At 64.2% G+C, this 17,243-nt stretch carries 15 protein-coding genes and 4 pseudogenes; 11 read left to right on the top strand and 8 right to left on the bottom strand.

The genetic code is table 11. The annotated features are described in order from the left end of the window. Positions 1-10: 10 nt before the first annotated feature. The 4 genes and pseudogenes from plsX (at position 11) to H9L14_RS00430 (ending at position 2,842) form a co-directional block, all read left to right on the top strand. A complete protein-coding gene (gene plsX / locus H9L14_RS00415) occupies positions 11-1,057 on the top strand; it encodes a phosphate acyltransferase PlsX (RefSeq protein WP_187708783.1) in 1,047 nt (348 codons plus the stop codon). Continuing rightward, positions 1,054-2,017, top strand: a pseudogene (locus H9L14_RS00420) (beta-ketoacyl-ACP synthase III). The gene plsX and the pseudogene H9L14_RS00420 overlap by 4 nt, the downstream one beginning before the upstream one ends. A gap of 139 nt (positions 2,018-2,156) precedes the next feature. Continuing rightward, entirely contained in the window at positions 2,157-2,450 is a 294-nt protein-coding gene (locus tag H9L14_RS00425) for an integration host factor subunit alpha (protein ID WP_187709805.1), read from the top strand. A gap of 8 nt (positions 2,451-2,458) precedes the next feature. Beyond that, the gene (locus tag H9L14_RS00430) at positions 2,459-2,842 is read left to right on the top strand and encodes a MerR family transcriptional regulator (protein WP_187708785.1); all 384 of its coding nucleotides are present in this window, start codon (positions 2,459-2,461) and stop codon (positions 2,840-2,842) included. On the opposite strand, the gene H9L14_RS00435 is transcribed toward H9L14_RS00430, so the two are convergent. Continuing rightward, the gene (locus H9L14_RS00435; RefSeq protein ID WP_187708786.1) at positions 2,839-3,348 is read right to left on the bottom strand and encodes a SixA phosphatase family protein; all 510 of its coding nucleotides are present in this window, start codon (positions 3,346-3,348) and stop codon (positions 2,839-2,841) included. The genes H9L14_RS00430 and H9L14_RS00435 overlap by 4 nt on opposite strands. Then, positions 3,345-6,048: pseudogene (locus tag H9L14_RS00440) on the bottom strand (ATP-dependent DNA helicase). Before H9L14_RS00440 ends, H9L14_RS00435 begins: the two are co-directional and overlap by 4 nt. A 70-nt stretch (positions 6,049-6,118) precedes the next feature. Between H9L14_RS00440 and H9L14_RS00445 the strand changes: the two are divergent. Continuing rightward, positions 6,119-7,675, top strand: a complete 1,557-nt coding sequence (locus H9L14_RS00445; protein ID WP_246444278.1) for a lysine--tRNA ligase — start codon at positions 6,119-6,121, stop codon at positions 7,673-7,675. On the opposite strand, the gene H9L14_RS00450 is transcribed toward H9L14_RS00445, so the two are convergent. The 3 genes from H9L14_RS00450 to H9L14_RS00460 form a co-directional block, all read right to left on the bottom strand. Further along, entirely contained in the window at positions 7,672-7,878 is a 207-nt protein-coding gene (locus H9L14_RS00450; RefSeq protein WP_187708788.1) for a hypothetical protein, read from the bottom strand. The genes H9L14_RS00445 and H9L14_RS00450 overlap by 4 nt on opposite strands. Positions 7,879-7,979: 101 nt before the next feature. Continuing rightward, on the bottom strand, positions 7,980-8,594 hold the full coding sequence (locus H9L14_RS00455; protein ID WP_187708789.1) for a S41 family peptidase: 615 nt from the start codon (positions 8,592-8,594) through the stop codon (positions 7,980-7,982). Continuing rightward, positions 8,566-9,018, bottom strand: coding sequence for a S41 family peptidase (locus tag H9L14_RS00460; RefSeq protein WP_187708790.1), 453 nt, complete (start codon positions 9,016-9,018; stop codon positions 8,566-8,568). The genes H9L14_RS00455 and H9L14_RS00460 overlap by 29 nt, the downstream gene beginning before the upstream one ends. Positions 9,019-9,164: 146 nt before the next feature. Here H9L14_RS00460 and H9L14_RS00465 point away from each other — a divergent pair, with 146 nt between their 5' ends. Continuing rightward, on the top strand, positions 9,165-9,638 hold the full coding sequence (locus tag H9L14_RS00465) for an Lrp/AsnC family transcriptional regulator (RefSeq protein ID WP_187708791.1): 474 nt from the start codon (positions 9,165-9,167) through the stop codon (positions 9,636-9,638). Here the strand turns inward: H9L14_RS00465 and H9L14_RS00470 are convergent. Both H9L14_RS00470 and H9L14_RS00475 read right to left on the bottom strand, forming a co-directional pair. Continuing rightward, a pseudogene (locus H9L14_RS00470) lies at positions 9,631-11,479 on the bottom strand (DUF885 domain-containing protein). The gene H9L14_RS00465 and the pseudogene H9L14_RS00470 overlap by 8 nt on opposite strands. An 88-nt stretch (positions 11,480-11,567) precedes the next feature. Beyond that, entirely contained in the window at positions 11,568-12,515 is a 948-nt protein-coding gene (locus H9L14_RS00475) for an RcnB family protein (protein ID WP_246444281.1), read from the bottom strand. Positions 12,516-12,642: 127 nt separating this feature from the next. Here H9L14_RS00475 and H9L14_RS00480 point away from each other — a divergent pair, with 127 nt between their 5' ends. From H9L14_RS00480 to H9L14_RS00495, 4 genes and pseudogenes are all read left to right on the top strand, one after another. Beyond that, entirely contained in the window at positions 12,643-13,425 is a 783-nt protein-coding gene (locus tag H9L14_RS00480) for an alpha/beta fold hydrolase (protein WP_187708792.1), read from the top strand. Positions 13,426-13,433: 8 nt separating this feature from the next. Further along, a pseudogene (locus H9L14_RS00485) lies at positions 13,434-14,593 on the top strand (acetyl-CoA C-acetyltransferase). A gap of 1 nt (position 14,594) precedes the next feature. Then, positions 14,595-14,912, top strand: a complete 318-nt coding sequence (locus H9L14_RS00490; RefSeq protein ID WP_187708793.1) for a 2Fe-2S iron-sulfur cluster-binding protein — start codon at positions 14,595-14,597, stop codon at positions 14,910-14,912. 803 nt (positions 14,913-15,715) lie between these two features. Further along, entirely contained in the window at positions 15,716-15,976 is a 261-nt protein-coding gene (locus tag H9L14_RS00495) for a hypothetical protein (protein ID WP_187708794.1), read from the top strand. Positions 15,977-16,072: 96 nt separating this feature from the next. Here the strand turns inward: H9L14_RS00495 and H9L14_RS00500 are convergent, their stop codons facing one another. After that, a complete protein-coding gene (locus H9L14_RS00500; RefSeq protein WP_187708795.1) occupies positions 16,073-16,543 on the bottom strand; it encodes an ester cyclase in 471 nt (156 codons plus the stop codon). A 73-nt stretch (positions 16,544-16,616) separates the two neighbouring features. Here H9L14_RS00500 and H9L14_RS00505 point away from each other — a divergent pair, with 73 nt between their 5' ends. Further along, positions 16,617-17,138 carry a TetR/AcrR family transcriptional regulator gene (locus H9L14_RS00505; protein ID WP_281389393.1) on the top strand — a complete coding sequence of 174 codons (522 nt, stop codon included), beginning with the start codon at positions 16,617-16,619 and terminating at the stop codon, positions 17,136-17,138. The last annotated feature ends 105 nt before the right edge of the window (positions 17,139-17,243 follow it).

Here is a 17,243-nt window from a genome sequence, read left to right on the forward strand (position 1 = left end):
GCTGAAGGCGATGAACGCAGGCCCGCGGATCGCGATTGATGCAATGGGAGGCGACACCGGCCCGGCGGCGATCATCGCCGGCGTCGTCCGCGCATGCCGCAAGGATTCCGCCCTTCAATTCACCCTCTTCGGCGACGAGAAGATCGTCCGCGCGGAGCTAAAGAAGCATGGCCAGCTCGATCGCGGTGTGATTGTTTGTCACACGCCCGAATCCATCGCCGCTTCAGAGAAACCCAGCCAGGCGATCCGCCGCGCCAAGACGACGTCGATGGGCGTGGCAATCAATGCCGTGAAAGACGGGCAGGCCGACGCCGCGGTCTCCGGAGGAAACACCGGCGCGCTGATGGCTATGTCGAAGCTTGCGCTGCGCACCATGCCCGGCATCGACCGGCCGGCGCTCGCCGCTTTGTTGCCGACGCTCGGCGAGCAAGACTGTGTCATGCTCGACCTTGGCGCCAACACCGAGTGCGACGCCCAGAACCTCGTCCAGTTCGCAGTGATGGGCTCGGCATATGCGCGCACTGTCCTGGGCGTTTCGAAGCCGCGTGTGAAGCTGCTCAACATTGGAACCGAGGAGTTAAAGGGCACGGACGAGCTCAAGGAGGCTGCCGCTCTGCTGCGCGATGCCGATTATCTGGCGTTCCGGTTCGACGGCTTCACCGAGGGCGACCAATTGTCGCGCGGCAACGTCGACGTGGTCGTAACCGACGGCTTCTCCGGCAACATCGCGCTCAAGACCGCCGAGGGCACCGCGCGCTTCGTGACCGATCTTCTGCGCCGGGCCTTCAAGAGCTCGCTTCGCTCCAAGGCGGGGTTCGCGTTGTCGAAGCCGGCGCTGAACCTGCTCAAGCACCACCTCGACCCGAACAACCACAACGGCGCGGTCTTCCTCGGCCTCAACGGCCTGGTCGTGAAAAGCCACGGCGGCGCGAATCCGAAAGGCGTCGCCAACGCGATCAACGTCGCGGCGAGCATGGTCCGCAACGACATCATCCGGAAGATCGGCGACGATCTCGACAATTTCCGGGCTCACGCCTTCAACGAGGCTGCCCAGTGACCCTTCGTTCCGTCGTCATTGGAACCGGTTCCGCTCTCCCCAAGCGCCGCGTCGACAATGAAGAACTGGCGCGGCAGGTCGACACGTCCGACCAGTGGATCGTCGAGCGTACCGGCATTCGCAGCCGCTACATTGCGGGCGAAGGCGAGACGACCGCGAGCCTCGCGACCGACGCAGCGCGCGCCGCGCTCGAGAATGCCGGGATCGAATCGGCCGAAGTCGACCTGATCGTCCTAGCAACGGCGACCCCCGACCAGACCTTCCCGTCGTCGGCAACCAAGGTTCAGGCCGCGCTTGGAATCAACGATTGCGTTGCTTTCGACGTCCACGCCGTCTGCACCGGCTTCCTCTATGCCGTGAGCGTTGCGGACGCGATGATCCGTGGGGGCACGGGTCGGACCGCGCTCGTCATTGGCGCAGAGACATTCAGCAGGATCCTCGACTGGGAAGACCGTACCACTTGCGTCCTGTTCGGCGATGGTGCCGGGGCGCTCGTCCTGCGCGCGGAGGAAGGCGAGCGCGGAATCCTGGCGACGAAACTACACGCCGATGGCCGTCACAACGATTTGCTGTTCGTCGATGGCGGGCCTTCCACGACTGGCACGGTCGGCAAGCTCCGGATGAAGGGGCGCGAAGTTTTCCGCCACGCAGTCGTGAATCTCGCCGACGTGCTGAACGAAGTACTGACCGCGACCGACCTGAAGGCCGAGGACGTTGATTGGGTCGTGCCACATCAGGCCAATGCGCGGATCCTCGACGCGACTGCGAAGAAGCTCGGCCTTCCGAGCGAGAAGGTCGTCGTCACGGTGGACCGGCATGCAAATACGTCGGCCGCATCGGTTCCTCTTGCGTTGGACACTGCGGTGAAGGATGGACGAATCAAGCGCGGGATATTGTTGTTCTCGAAGCCATGGGGGTGGCTTCACGTGGGGGCTGCAGTCCTCAGGTATTGAAAACTAATGGAAATCAGTGAAAAGTCGCATTGTCGACACGGCTGATTTCCGTTACGCAGCTGTAATATGCCGTAACCGGGGATGCGGCGAGTCTTGGGCGGGAGAATCAGATGGCCGACCTCGGCATCGCACGGATGAGCAAGGAGATGGGTTTGGGCGGGACGTTGACCCGTGCCGACTTGGCGGACGTCGTCCATAATAGGCTAGGCCTATCGCGCGCCGAATCGGCGCAGCTCGTCGAGCGGGTGCTTCACCACATGTGCCATGCCCTGTCGGAGGGTCAGAACGTGAAGATCTCCGGCTTCGGAAGCTTCATCCTTCGCGACAAAGGCGAGCGCGTCGGCCGCAACCCGAAGACGGGCATCGAGGTTGCGATCGCTCCGCGGCGCGTCATGACCTTCCGCGCGAGCCAGATCATGCGCGACAGGATTGCCCGGTAAGAATCGGGATGGCGACCGGCGAAAAGGCTCCGGGCGCCTTCAAGACAATCGGCGAGCTTTCCAACGAGCTCGGCGTTGCGCAGCACATCCTGCGTTATTGGGAAACCAAGTTTCCCCAGCTGCGGCCGCTTCAGCGCGCCGGCAACCGGCGCTACTACCGGCCTGCCGACGTCGAGCTTGCGCGTATGATCCATCGCCTCCTGAACAGCGAGGGCTATACGGTCCGGGGCGTCCAGAAAGTGCTTCGGAGCAAGGACGTGCCGCAGGTTGGGCCGGTCGCCGCTGCCGTCGGCGATGCCGCCGTTGCAATGGAGCGTCCATCCGCGAGCAGCATCGACGTCGAGCGCCTGAAGGCGATCCGCCACCATCTTGCGGCGCTGATCGAAGACTAAAGATCGCGGGGTTTAACGAAGCTCCGAAGGCGGCCGGTCCCGGACGCCACGTCCGGCCAGTCTTCGACGTCGAAGGTGATTTCCGCCATCGCGCCCGTTGGGAATTTGTGAGCCACTTCTTCCCTTAGCTCGTTCGGTCCGTTCGAAAGGACGAGAACCAGCTCGTGCATTCCGGGATTATGACCGACGATCAGTAGTCGAGCGGCGTCGGCGGGCGCGCGGCGTACCAGTTCGACCAATGTTTCCGTCTCCGCGAGATAGATCGCCCGGTCTTCGACCGCGTTGAGCTTGCCGCCGAAGCCCTCCTCCGCCCGCGCCAAGGTCTCCTTCGTCCGAACGGCAGGGCTTAGTAGGACCAGGTCCGGGACAAGCTCCCGCTCGCGCATTTCGTGGCCGATCGCCTTCGCAGCCTTCCAGCCCCGATCGTTCAACGGTCGGTCGAAATCCTTGAGCGAGGAATCGCCCCAGTCCGATTTGGCGTGACGAAGAAGGTAAAGCGTCTTCATTTGACGGGCTCCGGAACCGCTGTCGCCGGCCTAGCAGATCGCGTCGCCGCGACGTGCGCAATCGCCTCGTCGAGCGGAACGCGGCGGATCGGCACGCCTGGCGGGAAAGCCGACAGGAGCCGCGACGGCATTGCCGCCGACAGGATCACGAACGTCCCGCGATCACCCTCGCGACGAATCAATCGGCCGAATGCCTGTGCGAGGCGGGCGCGGACGACTGCATCGTCATAGGCGCTACCGCCGCCCGCCATTCTCCGGGCCGCGTGCAGTACTGTTGGTCGCGGCCAGGGCACCCGCTCCATCAATACCAGCCGAAGCGATTCGCCCGGCACATCGACTCCATCGCGAAGGGCATCTGTTCCTAGTAGCGACGCACGAGGATCGTCGCGGAAGATGTCGACTAGAGTCCCGGGATCTATGGGGTCGACGTGCTGCGCGAGCAGGGGCAGGCCGGTGCGTGCCAGCCGGTCGGCGATGCGCGAATGCACCGTCTTCAGCCGCTGGATAGCGGTGAACAGCCCAAGTGTCCCGCCGCCCGCCGCCTCAATCAAGCGAGCATAGGCACCCGCAAGTCCCGCCGAGTCGCCCTGCTTTACGTCGGTGACGATCAGCACTTCGGAGCAGGCGGCATAGTCGAAGGGCTGTTAGCCTCGAACCGGTCGACATTCGATTCGAGGTGCGCCGCTCCGGTCCGTGCTTCGGCCCGAGCCCAGCTTCCATCGCCGCCCCGAAGCGTCGCGGAGGTGACCAGCACGCCATGCGCCTGCTTCAGTACCGCACCGGCAAGCGGCTTGGTTGGGTCGAGCCAGCGGCGATGGATCGCCACATCGAACTCGCGTCCTTCTGCGCGCTCGATGGCCAACCAATCTACGAACTCGGGGTCCGCCGCTCCGCCGACCCGGCCCAGCAGCGCGATCCAGGCCGAAAGGATCTCGCGCCGCCAGGAAAGGCCGTTGATCGCACCCTCGACCCGCGCACGAGCTTGCGAATCGAGCCAGTCAGGTGCGTCCTCGATGACCGCTTCGAGGCGGCGGCCAAGCGCGGCCAGCGGCTTAAGAAGGGCCTCGAGCGTCTCCAGCGCCTTCGCGGCCGCAGCGACCAGCGCGCCGTCCGGCTCGGCAAGTTCGGTCTCGATCCCGTAACCCGCGTCCTGCGCCTTGGCCCGTGCGTAGACCATCCCGCGCACCTCGCCGAGCAAGGCCTCGAAGGGCCGAACGGCGATCCTTCGATGATCCGCTGCAGCCAGCCGTCGGACGGTAATGCCTTCGCCGCGTCGATGGCCGCCTCCAGCGCTTGCGCGCCTTCGTCGTCATAGCTGGCGACATCCATCAGGCGCGCCGCAAGCCCACGCCGCCGGCCCCGCGAGCGGCCTTCCGGCCCGACGATCCAGCGCCGCATCTCGATCGCGTCCTGCCCGCCGAAGGCGACGGCGAACGTCGAATCCGCGGCATCGAACAGGTGATGGCCTTCATCGAAGATGATCCGCTGAGGCGAATCTTCGCGGGCGCGAGCGGCGTTGACCATCACCAGCGCATGGTTGGCAATCACGATGTCGGCTTCGCGACCGGCGCGCTCAGCCTTCTCGATGAAACAACGCCGATAGTGAGGGCAACCCGCATAAACGCATTCGCCGCGACGGTCGGTCAGTGCGGTAGCGCCTGCGCGGCGAAACAGGCTCGGCAGCCAGCCGGGCAGGTCCCCGCCGACCATGTCGCCGTCCTTGGAATAGGCGGCCCAACGCCCGACCAGCTGGGCGAGGATTGCCGCCCGACCCGCGAACGATCCCTGCAACGCGTCCTCGAGGTTGAGCAGGCAGAGATAATTCTCGCGGCCCTTGCGGACGACGATCCGACGGGCGCGCTCCTCGGCGTTTTCGAATAGCCGCGGGCCCTCGGCATCGAGTTGCCGCTGCAGCGCCTTGGTAAAGGTCGAGACCCACACCGTCCCGCCGGAAGCCTCCGACCAGAGCGATGCAGGCGACAGATAGGCGAGCGTCTTGCCGATTCCGGTGCCCGCCTCGGCCAGAAGCATATTCGGCGAATCTTTTTGCCGTCGCGGCGCGAAGATGCTGGTCGCTTCCCCGGCCATGGCCGATTGCCCGGCGCGAAGCTCGGACCGCGATCCGGTCAGCTTCTTCAGCCGGTCTCGCGCCGCGTCTGGATCGATCATAACGGTCCGCGGCGGCGGGCGATCAGCCGTTTCCTCCCATTGCTTGAGTCGCGAAAAGAGCATTCGCTCGCCGCGCTCCGGCCGTTCGAGCCGGGCGGCGATCAGCGGCGCCCAGCCCCAGCCCATACGCGCCAGCGACTGGCTCGACGTCCAGGCGCCCTCGCGTTCCTTCCAGTCGGACTGTTCCAGCACGTCGAGCAAGGCGACTGCTATGGCCCGGAACGACTCCGCCGCCTGCGCCTCTCCCGTAGGCGGCTCCAGCCCGACCGCGCGGCACATGCCTGCTACCGTCGGCACTGCGAATCGCGCCGGATGGATGAAAGCGAACAGCTCCAGAAGGTCGAGTCCCGACAATTCGGGGTAGCCGAGGCGCTGTCCGACGAGTGGCGCGTTGAGGATGATGTGGGGCGTTTCGGCAGCACGCGCGATTGCCTCTCCGCGGCTCGCCTCGCGCGATTCGTCGCCGCTATTGGCGATCCAGATGCCGGCGTGGGTTGCGTGCAGCGCGGGAAGAGGCAAAGGAGCGCCCATTCCCAGACCTTGTCGCCAAGAGAACAGAAGAGCAACGGATTTGGACGCGCAGACCCTTCGGACAGCCGCAATGGCTTCAAAGGCCTGGCCTTACGAAGAGGCGCGCAAGCTCCTGAAGCGCTGGCCGGATGGAAAGCCCAACGGCGAGCCGATGGTCTTCGAGACCGGCTACGGTCCGTCGGGCCTCCCGCACATCGGCACGTTCAACGAGGTGCTGCGTACCACCTTCGTCCGCCAGGCCTATGAGGAACTCACTGGTGGAGCGCGGACGCGCCTGATCGCCTTCAGCGACGACATGGACGGCCTGCGCAAGGTCCCGGACAATGTTCCCGAGCAGGAAATGCTGACGCAGCATCTCGGAAAGCCGCTGACGCAAATCCCCGATCCGTTCGGGAGCCACGAGAGCTTCGCGCATCACAATAATGCGATGCTCCGCCATTTCCTCGACCGCTACGGCTTCGACTATGAATTTCTGTCCGCGACCGAATGCTATTCAAGCGGCCGGTTCGACGAAGTCCTGCGCTCGGTCCTTCGTAACTGGGACGGCGTGATGGGCGTGATGCTCCCGACCCTTCGCGAAGAACGCCGGCAGACCTATTCGCCGATCCTGCCGGTATCGCCCACGAGCGGCCGCGTCCTGCAGGTGCCCGTCGAGGTCATCGATGCCGAGGCCGGGCTCATCGCCTTCAACGACGAGGAAGGCCGCGTCGAGCAGTCGGCGCTTGGCGGACAGGCGAAGCTTCAGTGGAAGGTCGATTGGGCCGCCCGCTGGGTCGCGCTCGGCGTCGACTATGAGATGGCCGGCAAGGATTTGATCGACAGCGTCGTCCAGTCATCGAAGATCACGCGCGTCCTCGGTGGTCGCCCGCCGGAGGGCTTCAATTACGAGATGTTCCTCGACGAAAAAGGAGAGAAGATCTCAAAGTCGAAGGGCAACGGGCTCAGCCTCGAGGAATGGTTGCGCTACGGCAGTGAGCCGAGCCTCGCATTCTACATTTACCGCGAGCCGAAGAAGGCGAAGAGCCTTCACCTCGGTCTCATCCCGCGCGCGGTCGACGAATATTGGCAGTTCCGCGGGAACTATCAGAGCCAGCCGATAGAGCAGCAGCTCGGCAATCCGGTCCATCACATCCACAACGGCGCTGCGCCGGAGCCGCAGAGCCTGCCGCTCACTTACGGCCTGCTGCTTAACCTCGTCAGCCTGCCGGGCATCCACGACAAGGAGACCGCCTGGCGGTTCGTGCAGCGCTACGCACCGGACACGTCGGCGGACACGCATGCCGAGCTCGACGAGCTGATCGGGCTCGCCGTCAATTACGCTCGTGATTTCGTTGTTCCGACGCTGAAGCGGCGGTCACCGACCGAGCTGGAGGCAGCGGCGCTGCGCGACCTCGACAAGGAATTAGCGGAGCTTCCGGCCGATGCCGAAGGCGAGGCGATCCAACATCTCGTGTTCGAGGTCGGCAAGCGCCATCCGTTCGAGAGCCTGCGCGGCTGGTTTCAGGCGCTTTACGAAACGCTGCTCGGATCGAGCCAGGGCCCGCGCATGGGCAGCTTCATCGCGCTCTACGGCGTGGACAATAGCCGGAAGCTGATCGCAGAAGCCTTGGAGAGTGTCGCGGCCTAAGGCATGAAGGCGCGGAGGCCTGCCGAGATCGGCACCTCGCCAAGCGCCTGTTCGCTCACCACCACGACTTCAGCACCCTGCTTGGCGTGAGGGCATCCGCCACTCAGGTGCGGTTCGCTTTCTGCGGGAGGCTGCTGAGCAGCAACGGGCGCGACCCAGCACAAAGCCGCCATCATTAGCAGGTTCCGAATTTGCCTTGCCATCGATGTGCTCCTCGACCCGTCCATTCTACTCCCGCTGGCCGTCGCAATTCGTGCAATTTCGATGGGCCGCCTGCCAGAAATCGGCAAACGGCCCACGTGTTTCACTGCAGCGAAGCCAGTGCCGCACTGCCGGTGACCTTGGCGCCCGCCAGCTTGAGAGCCTCGTCGAGCGCCTTGTCGGCAGGGACTGCAACGTCCGGCTTCACGCCAGTGCCTTCCCAGCTTTCGCCCGTGTCCGGGTCGAACGTACGGCCAACCGGGATAAACGCGGCGTAGCCCGTGCCCATCGGCGCCATCCCGCCGAAATGCGCCCCTCCACCGGTCGCTTCGCCGACCAGAGTCGCGCGATGCGTGCGCTTCAGCGCCAGGGACAGATGCTCGGCGGCAGAGAAGGTCCGCTTCGAGGTCAGCAGATAGACCTGGGCGTCCTTGAGGCCGCTTTGCTGAGCGGCCGGGACGGCCAGATGCTCTCGCCGGTTGATGGTGTCGGGACCCGCGATCCTGCGGAGCAGGGGGTCCTTCGGATCGAACGGCGATCCATATTTCGCCTCGACTGCGCTTCGGATGTCCATGTCGAGGAGGGTCGTCGGCTTCGCGTAGATCTGCGCGAAGATCAGGTTCATCTCGGCCAGTCCACCGCCGCCATTGTGGCGGATGTCGATGATCAGCGACTTGGCATCCTTGTGCTCATCCAGGAACTTGCGGACCTCCGCCAATGTCGTCTCGCTGCCCGGGAAGCCGTTGAAGTCGATGTAGGCAACGCCGGGGCCAGCCAGCCGGCCTTCGCAACGTCGTTGACGTTCGCGGGTCCCCGTTCGGCGCCTGGGCAGTGCCGCGCTCTTCGGGACGAGCTACTTCGAGCCGAAGGTGTCCGTCCTTGTGAAATTCGCGAAGGTCGTCGGTTACCTTGCGGGCAAAGGTCTCGGCGTCCCCGAAGTCCGAATATTTCCCGGCCGCGAGGTTCGCGCGGAGGAATATCGCGTACTTCCGCCCGTATTCCGGAAAGAGGTAGTTCTCCTCGACCGCATTGGCGAGGTCGCGCACCGCTGCCTCGGCATCTGCCTTCACGAACGGCGCTTTCGCAGGCGCGGTCTCCGCGGCAGGAAGTGGCGCGGCCTGAGCGAGGAGCGGCGCGGACATGCAGGCTACTCCTGCGAGAAAGATCATCTTCAACGGCATTGTGAAACTCACTACTGTATTACATACATAATACAGTAACGCAATCCGGGCGCTCGTTGCACGCAAATTTGCTTCACTTCACGCCAAATTTTGGCAGGCTGCATTCCATGCTCGACCGTTTCGACATCGCGCTTCTGAATCTCGTCCAGAGAGACGACGGCCGAACCGCCGATTCGCTAGCGACGGAGGTGGCGCTGTCGCCGTCCGCGATCGCGCGCCGGCTTCGGCGGCTTCGTGCCGACGGCACCATCGCCCGGACTATTGCCCTGCTTGCGCCGCGTTTCACGGACCGCCGTCTCCGCGCGATCGTCCTGATCCAACTCAGCGAGCACGCCGACCTGAAGGGCAAGAACGCGCTTGAGAAACGTCTGCTGGACTCGCCGTGCGTGCAGTTCTGCTACGAGATCGCCGGACCCCACGACATCCTCGCGCTCTTCGACTGCGAGAGCATGTCGGCCTTCAATGAGGCTGCGGACGAACTGCTCGTCTCGTCGCCGACGGTGCGGCGGTACGAGACGCATTTCGTCAAGCGCGAGGTGAAGTTCGCGCCCTTCGTCGAGCTGAGCGAACCGGCTAGCTAGACTTCTTCGCCGCGATCCAGCGGTCGATCTTCTGCTCCAGGATCTGGAGCGGAAGGGCGCCGGTGTTCAGCACCTGCGCGTGGAACTCGCGGATGTCGAACCTGTCGCCGAGCTCCGCCTTCGCCTTGTCGCGAAGGCGCTGAATGGTGAGCGCGCCAACCTTGTAGGCGGTCGCCTGGCTGGGGATCGCGATGTAGCGCTCGACCTCCGCCGTCGCGTCGGTGCGGCCCATGCCCGAATGATCGAGCATGTATTTGATCGCCTGATCGCGGGTCCAACCCTTCGAATGGATCCCGGTGTCGACCACCAGCCGCATCGCGCGCAGCATCTCGTCGTTCAAGGTTCCGAAGCGCTGGTACGGGTCCCTGTACAGGCCCATGTCGTAGCCGAGTGTCTCGGCGTAGAGCGCCCAGCCTTCGACATAGGCGGTGTTCCCGCCGAACCGCATGAACGCGGGCAGCGCCTCATTCTCCTGCGCCAGGCTGATCTGAAAGTGATGCCCGGGCTCGCCCTCGTGAAGGAACAGGGTCGTTTCGCCCCAAGTGCTGCGTGACGGCAGGTCATAGGCGTTGAAGTAGAAGGTGCCGGGCCTTGAGCCGTCGGGCGTGCCCTGCTCGTACGAGCCGCCGGCCTCGAACTTCTCGCGGAACGGATCGTAAGGCTTGATGACCAGCGACGCCTTGGGGACCGTTGAGAAATATGTCGGGATCTTCGCCTCGACCGTCCTGCCGATGCGGTAATAGTCCTGGGTCAGCGAATCCCGGCTCTTCGGCTGGAACTGCTTCGCCGAGCGCATGTGTTCGAAGAACTGGTGGAGAGTGCCCTTGAAGCCGACCTCCTGCCGGACCTTCTCCATCTCCGCCGTGATCCGCTCTACCTCTTTCAGGCCGAGCTCATGAATCTGCTCGGGAGTCATCGGGAGCGTCGTCGTCGACTGGACCTCGTAGCGGTACAGATTGTCGCCGCCCTTCATGTACATGAGGCCGACGCCCTCCCGGGCATTGCCGAGATATTCGTTCTTCAGGAAGTCGCGCAGGCGGGTGAGGACGGGAAAGAGCTCGTCGGTGATCGCCGCGCGATACTCCTTCGTCAGCCGCGCGCGATCCGCCGCGCTGATCGCCTCCGGGAATTGCTTGACCGGTCCGTAATAGGGCGAGTCCTCCGGCTTCATCTTCAGCTGCTCGTTGAGCTGCTCGATCATGTTGCGGACGGTCAGCTTGGTCTCGACGACCCCGCCTGCTCGCCTTCCCGGAACCGACCGATGGCGCGGTCGATATAGGTGACGAAATCCTTGTGACGCTTGAGGTTGTTTTCATAGTCCTCGAGCGTGTTGAACGGCGCACCACCCTTCCCGCTGGCGAAGGTCGGATAGAAGGTGTGCAGGCCGTAGAAGTGGTTCATGGGCCGGACTTTGGTGAAGTTCAGTATGTCCGGCTGGTACGCGCGCAGCTCGTCCTTGGTCGTATAATCGAACGTGTCGTAGGCGAGCTGGTCGGTCGCATCGAGATGGTCGCGGGGGATTGCCTTGAGCGCGGCGAGGTCTGCCTCTGCAGCCGCCTTTTCGCCCGCATAATATTCGTCTGTGATGTTGTCGCCGAGCCGGTCCGCGTAGCGAAGGTCCCCGCGGAAGAGGCCTGCACCGGATTGCGCTTGAGATAGGCCTCGTCGCTCGCCTTGAAGAGTTCGAACAGCCGATCGTGGGCGCTCTTCTCCGCAACCGGCGGCGCAGCAGGCCCGGCGGCCGAAGCGATCGGCTCCGGCGCTGCAGCGGGCGCCGTCGCACAGGCTGCAAGCGCGACGATCGATGCGCCAAGAACGAGCAGGCGGAAACTGTGCTTCATCGTGAAACTTTCATTGCGGGCTGGCGGGATGGAAAAGGGGCGCTGCGGCCAAGCCGCAACGCCCCTTCGTCCAATGACCTTCTGCTGTCTACCAGAAGAAGTCGTAGATCACATCGACCACGCTACCGGTGTAGATGTTCACCAGCACGGCGTCGTTGTGATAGCGGATCCAGCGATACGGTCCGTACGCCGGCGGCAGGCGATAATAGGACGGATCGTTCAGCCAGAAGCTGCTGCCGTAATAGCTGGGCCACAGGCGCCAGCCGATGCCGTAGCGGAAGTAATCCCAGCCGAACGGATCGTAATAGAAGCCGATGTGGAACCGCGACCGGTGCCGGTGGCGCCAGTCGTTCCAATCGTACCGCCGATCGTGCCGCCAGTTGTGGTCCCAGCGCCTGCTGGGATTGGCCTGCAGCGTTTTAGCGGCGCGCGGCTCCGGCGGCTCGGTCCCGAATACCGGAGTGCGGCTGATTCGACGCTCGGTCGGGGTCAGGACTCGCGGAAGCGGGCGGCGCGGCTCGACCAGCCCGCCTTCGCGGGTGCCGGGCGCGGTGCGCACATGGTCCTGGATCGACGAATTGCTGCCCGACCCGTCGCGCTCGACCCGGCGCCAGTTGCGGACCGTGTCGCCCTGGTTCGTGACCTCGCGCACTCGCTCGGTCGCCGGCCGCTCCGGAAGCGTCGGACGCCCCTCCGGCTTGCGGACTCTCTGATCGAACGAGCTATCCGAGTCCTGCCGCCAGCTGCGGACGGTGTCGCCGGCCGATCCGCGCTGCACGTGCTCGGCCCGGGGAGTGTCGGACGTATTCGTGATGCCGTCGCCGAACGCGCGCTGGCCGCCCGTATCCGGCCGGCTAACGTTTTCGGAGCTTCGCTGTGGCCGGACAACGGGGGCTTCCCGTCTAGGCGCATCATTGTCGGACTGCGCGCGCTCCGAACGATTGGCCCGGCGATTGGGAGTGCCGTCATTGTCGGGCGCCGCGAGCGCTGGCGAGGCCGCACTGGCCAGGAGCATCAGGATAAGGAAGTCACGCATGGCCACTACCTCGGCACTGTCGGTTTCTACGGCGATCCGTGCGCCTTTGCAGATGAGCGGAGCGTGAACCGTTCCGCAAGCGAATCGTAATCTTGCAAACCGCGGCGCCGCCGTTCACGCGAACGCGATGGCAGCGATCGAAACTTCACGAGGCAAGGTTGGCTTCGTCGAGCAGGGCGGCGACGGCCGTACGCCAATCATTTTCCTGCACGGCGTGGGCTCTGACAAGTCCGTCTGGCGCCCGCAGCTCGAGCATTTCGCCCGGTCACGGCGAGCGCTCGCGTTCGACTATCCCGGCTACGGTGAAAGCGCGTTCGTCGAAGGCGCGACGCGGGACGATTTTGCAGCCGCAGTCCTTGTCGCGATGGATGCGCTCGGAGTAGAAAAGGCGCATGTCTGCGGACTCTCGCTCGGCGGTGTCGTCGCCATTGCATTGAACGCCGCCGTACCCGATCGAAGCGCTTCGCTGATTATCGCCGACAGCTTCGCGGTGCACCCGGACGGTCAGGCCATCTACAACCGTTCCATCGCGGCCAGCAGTGACATCCGCGGGCTCGCCGAGGCTCGCGTCGGCGCGCTCCTCGCGTCCGAAGAAAGGGACCTTCGCGGGGACGTCATCGACACAATGGCCCGGATCGATCCCGCGGCCTACCGGATCGGCGCCGAGGCCGTCTGGCTCGCCGACCAGCGCGTCCGCGCGGCCTCCATCGCCGTCCCCACGCTGATCATCGTCGGTGACGAGGACGCCATCACCCCGCCGGCCCTGTCCGAAGAGCTTCACGCGCTCATCCCCGGCTCGCGGCTGGAAGTGATCGCGGGCGCCTCGCACCTCGCCAACCTCGACAAGCCCGCCGAATTCAATGCGGCCATCGACGACTTCCTTTCCGCCGTCGAGGCCGAAGCGTACTGAGGGCCGCAATGGAAGCCTATATCATCGATGCAGCGCGGACCGCGGGCGGCAAGCGCGAAGGCGCTCTGAAGGACTGGCATCCGGCGGACCTCGGCGCCGCCGTTCTCAACGCCCTGGTCGAACGGACCGGTATCGATCCCGCGGCCATCGACGACGTGATCGTCGGTTGCGTCGGCCAGGTGGGCGAGCAGGCCTTTCACATCGGCCGCAACGTGGTGATGGCCTCCAAGCTTCCCGACAGCGTTCCAGCCGTGTCGATTGATCGCCAGTGCGGAAGCTCGCAGCAGTCGGTCCACTTCGCTGCCCAGGCTGTGATGAGCGGAACGCAGGACATGGTCATAGCCGCGGGCGTCGAGAGCATGACGCGGGTGCCGATGGGAACCCCGATCATCCTGCCGATGCAGGCGGGCATCGGCATCGGTCCCTGGCCGCAGTCGATCAAGGATCGCTACGGCGTCAACGACTTCACCCAGTTCCGCGGCGCGGAGATGATGGCGAAGAAGTACGGCTTCTCGCGCGGCGACCTTGATGCGTTTGCGCTCGAAAGTCACCGCAAGGCTGCCGCCGCGACGCAAGCCGGTGCATTCGAGGCGGAGATTGTGCCACTGCCCGTCAACGGCGACACGCACCGCACCGACGAGGGCATTCGCTACGACGCATCGCTGGAAGGTCTCGGCGGCCTGAAGACCCTGGTTCCCGACGGCGTGATCACTGCCGGCAATGCCTCGCAGATCTGCGACGGCGCGTCGGGGTCCTGATCGTCAACGAGCGCGCCCTGAAAGCGCACAACCTGGCGCCGATCGCCCGAATCGATCATCTGACGGTCACCGCCGGCGACCCCGTGATCATGCTCGACGAGCCGATCCGCGCCACGCGCGTCGCGCTGGAACGGTCGGGCCGGTCAATGGACGAGCTCGACCTGTACGAAGTCAACGAGGCGTTCGCGCCGGTTCCGCTGGCCTGGCTTCAGCAGCTCCAAGCCGACCCGTCGCGCCTCAACGTGCACGGCGGCTCCATCGCCCTCGGCCATCCGCTCGGCGCGTCCGGAGCGAAGCTGATGGCGACGCTCGTCCACGCGCTCCGCCTTCACGGTAAGCGCTTCGGCCTGCAAACGATGTGCGAAGGCGGCGGCATCGCCAACGTCACCATCGTGGAGGCGCTGGGCTGACGTGCCGACGGTCTGGGCCACGACGCGCGGAGGCGAAACACGCGAGGTCCACGCGAAATCCGGCCAATCGCTCAAGGACAATCTCAAGCGCGGCGGAATGGACGAGATCCTTGGGCTGTGCGGCGGCTGCGCAAGCTGCGGCACCTGCCACGTCTATGTCGCGGACGACTGGTTCCACCGCCTTCCGCCGATCCAGTCGGACGAGGAAACCATCCTCGCCTTCTCCGACTGGCGCGAACCGAACAGCCGCCTGTCCTGCCAGATCAAGGTGACGGATGAGCTGGAAGGCCTCTGCGTGACGGTCGCCCCCGAGGACTGACATAGGGACTTCCCCTACGGATAACTCCTTATTCGGCCTGTCATAATTCCAATGTATCCGGCGATTGAGGCATCGCTTTCGGTCTAGCAAACAACGGCGAGACAATGCCTCATCCCCAGGCTCGGCTCTCCTCCCCTCACCACCACCCGTAAGAGAGCCGAGCCCACCTGGGGCTGGGCCGCTCCATCCGGGACTTCCAGACACGCTGCTAGTGCCTCGACCCAAAGCGGACATTAGAGATTGCTGTGACCCAGCATTGGTGCTTGGATCCGGGCCGCTGGGACTCGGGGACGGGCATCGTGAAATTGTATCGGATCAACAAGTTGACTGGGCCAGGAGGTGCGGTCGTCAAGAAGAAAGACGTCCTTGCGGCGTCTGACAGGGACGCGGTGCAAAGAGCCGCCGATAGCGAAGACTGCCCGGTGTGCGACGTCCTTAAGGACGGGCAGACCGTAGGATCGGTGACCTAGGCGTCATCTTCCTCGCATTCTCTGCGGTGACGGCGCAGCATTTCGTCGGATTCTCCCACAAGACGCTCAGTCTCAGCAATGCTTTTCCGCAGGTCGTCTTGGCTCGCCTCGATCTCTGCTGTGTGCTGCTTTCGCCGCTCAGCGCGCTTTTTTGGGTCTGACATAGGTAATCAACAATCCGCGTATGGGTTTGGGCCCACGTCGAGTGTCCGCTTTCCACCCAAAGAAGACATTCGGTTCGCTCACTCCGCTCCTGGCTTTGCTTCGACATCGGGGTCGCAAGAGCTACTGCTGCCACTTGCCGGCCCGCCCGTCCTGGATCAGATGAGATCGATGAACCTCGATGATCAGTTCCACCGATACTTTGGCACTTCAGATCTGGCGGCAGTCCCACCGGAAGCTCTCGACGCCGGCATCGAACACATGCAGGTCGACCTCGGTCTGACCAGGGACCGAGGTGAGCGGTTTGCCCTTTGGGCGCTGCTGCAGACACTGGGGTCGGCGCCCGACCTGGACGTCGTATTCGAGACCGACGCAGATCGTGAGGCAGCGCGGAATTTCATGGATCTGATTCAAGGGGCAAGCGGCGCGTAGGTTGGCGCCGGCTCACCAGACCGCTTCCGTACGCTCTCTGCCGAAAACGGACATTCGCGCCCGCCCAAATCTGGTTTCACCGAAGCTTGGTGAAATTCAATTCGCCGCCAGCTGATTCATCATCGCAAGGCGATCAGTCAGGCTCCATTCCTCGACGATGCGCCCATCCCTGAAACGGAAGATCGTCACTCCCTCGACCTCCATCGTTGCGCCCTTGCCAGGCATACCTGCCGCCGCAACCGAGTTCGTACCCTTGGCGCGCCAGCGAACCGCGACGAGATCATCTTCTCCAATGAGGTGATCGACCATCACCTGCAGGTTCGGCACCGCCGCCCGGATCGCCTGGCCGGACCGATTGTCCTCTTCGAGCGAATAATCCTTGCCGCCGGCATGCGCGACGAAACCCGGCCCGTAGATTTCGTCGAGCTTGCTGAAGTCGCCTCGCCCCATTTTCTCGAGCAAGACCCGCGAAGCCGTGATTTTGTCGGCGGCGATGTCCGCCAATGCCGGCGAGGCATACGCGACACAGGCGAACAGCAGGGCGGCACGAAAGATTCGAGATTTCATTGGATCGTTCCTTTTTCAACGTACATCGTACGTGACACTTGACCCGATAAACTTACGTTGTATGTTTGTCAACATGCCAGAACCCCCGCGTGTGCCGAGAGGCGCGCTCAACCGAGATCGGATCATTGAAGCTGCGTTGGAGTTGATCGACTCGGAAGGTCTCGACGGGCTGAGCGCGCGGCAGCTGGCCGCCCGCCTCGGCTGCAAGGCGATGTCGCTCTACAACCATGTCGCCAGCATGGACGATCTGCTCGACGGCGTCGTGGACCAGCTGCTCGCTTCAGTGCTTCCTGCGGCTCCGCTTCCGGGCGATATCGCGGCCGCTGCTTCGGCCTATCTGACGCTCGCCGTACGACACCCGGACGCATTCATCCTCGTCGCTACTCGTGTCTGGCGAGGGCCGAACGCGAAGGCGGCCGCGATGGCCTTCGTATCCTATTTCCAGGCGATGGGGTGCAGCGAACAGGAGGCCTTGAGGCGCGCTCGCGTGCTCGGGCTTATCTCAATGGGGCCGGCCTTGCCCTGGGAGCATGGAAGAGGAGCGAAGGAACCGCAGGACGAACCGGTAACGGAAAGGCCGTTAGGCAGGATCTGAAAGCTGGCCTCGGTGACCTCCTTGCCATGCTGTCTAGGCCGGTGGGTTGACCTGTTTGCGGACATTGCGCTGTCCTACGCGAGGCCTGTTGTGCCATGCTGCGGC

The organism is Sphingomonas sediminicola (genome assembly GCF_014489515.1).
GTDB lineage: Bacteria > Pseudomonadota > Alphaproteobacteria > Sphingomonadales > Sphingomonadaceae > Sphingomicrobium > Sphingomicrobium sediminicola.

Coding starts and splice junctions, on each gene's coding strand:
- H9L14_RS00475 (WP_246444281.1), bottom strand. CDS start 12,515: ATGCGTGACTTCCTTATCCTGATGCTCCTGGCCAGTGCGGCCTCGCCA.
- H9L14_RS00430 (WP_187708785.1), top strand. CDS start 2,459: ATGGCGACCGGCGAAAAGGCTCCGGGCGCCTTCAAGACAATCGGCGAG.
- H9L14_RS00465 (WP_187708791.1), top strand. CDS start 9,165: ATGCTCGACCGTTTCGACATCGCGCTTCTGAATCTCGTCCAGAGAGAC.
- H9L14_RS00480 (WP_187708792.1), top strand. CDS start 12,643: ATGGCAGCGATCGAAACTTCACGAGGCAAGGTTGGCTTCGTCGAGCAG.
- H9L14_RS00500 (WP_187708795.1), bottom strand. CDS start 16,543: ATGAAATCTCGAATCTTTCGTGCCGCCCTGCTGTTCGCCTGTGTCGCG.
- H9L14_RS00505 (WP_281389393.1), top strand. CDS start 16,617: ATGCCAGAACCCCCGCGTGTGCCGAGAGGCGCGCTCAACCGAGATCGG.
- H9L14_RS00425 (WP_187709805.1), top strand. CDS start 2,157: ATGGGTTTGGGCGGGACGTTGACCCGTGCCGACTTGGCGGACGTCGTC.
- H9L14_RS00495 (WP_187708794.1), top strand. CDS start 15,716: ATGAACCTCGATGATCAGTTCCACCGATACTTTGGCACTTCAGATCTG.
- H9L14_RS00435 (WP_187708786.1), bottom strand. CDS start 3,348: ATGAAGACGCTTTACCTTCTTCGTCACGCCAAATCGGACTGGGGCGAT.
- H9L14_RS00460 (WP_187708790.1), bottom strand. CDS start 9,018: ATGTCCGCGCCGCTCCTCGCTCAGGCCGCGCCACTTCCTGCCGCGGAG.
- plsX (WP_187708783.1), top strand. CDS start 11: ATGAACGCAGGCCCGCGGATCGCGATTGATGCAATGGGAGGCGACACC.
- H9L14_RS00445 (WP_246444278.1), top strand. CDS start 6,119: ATGGCTTCAAAGGCCTGGCCTTACGAAGAGGCGCGCAAGCTCCTGAAG.
- H9L14_RS00450 (WP_187708788.1), bottom strand. CDS start 7,878: ATGGCAAGGCAAATTCGGAACCTGCTAATGATGGCGGCTTTGTGCTGG.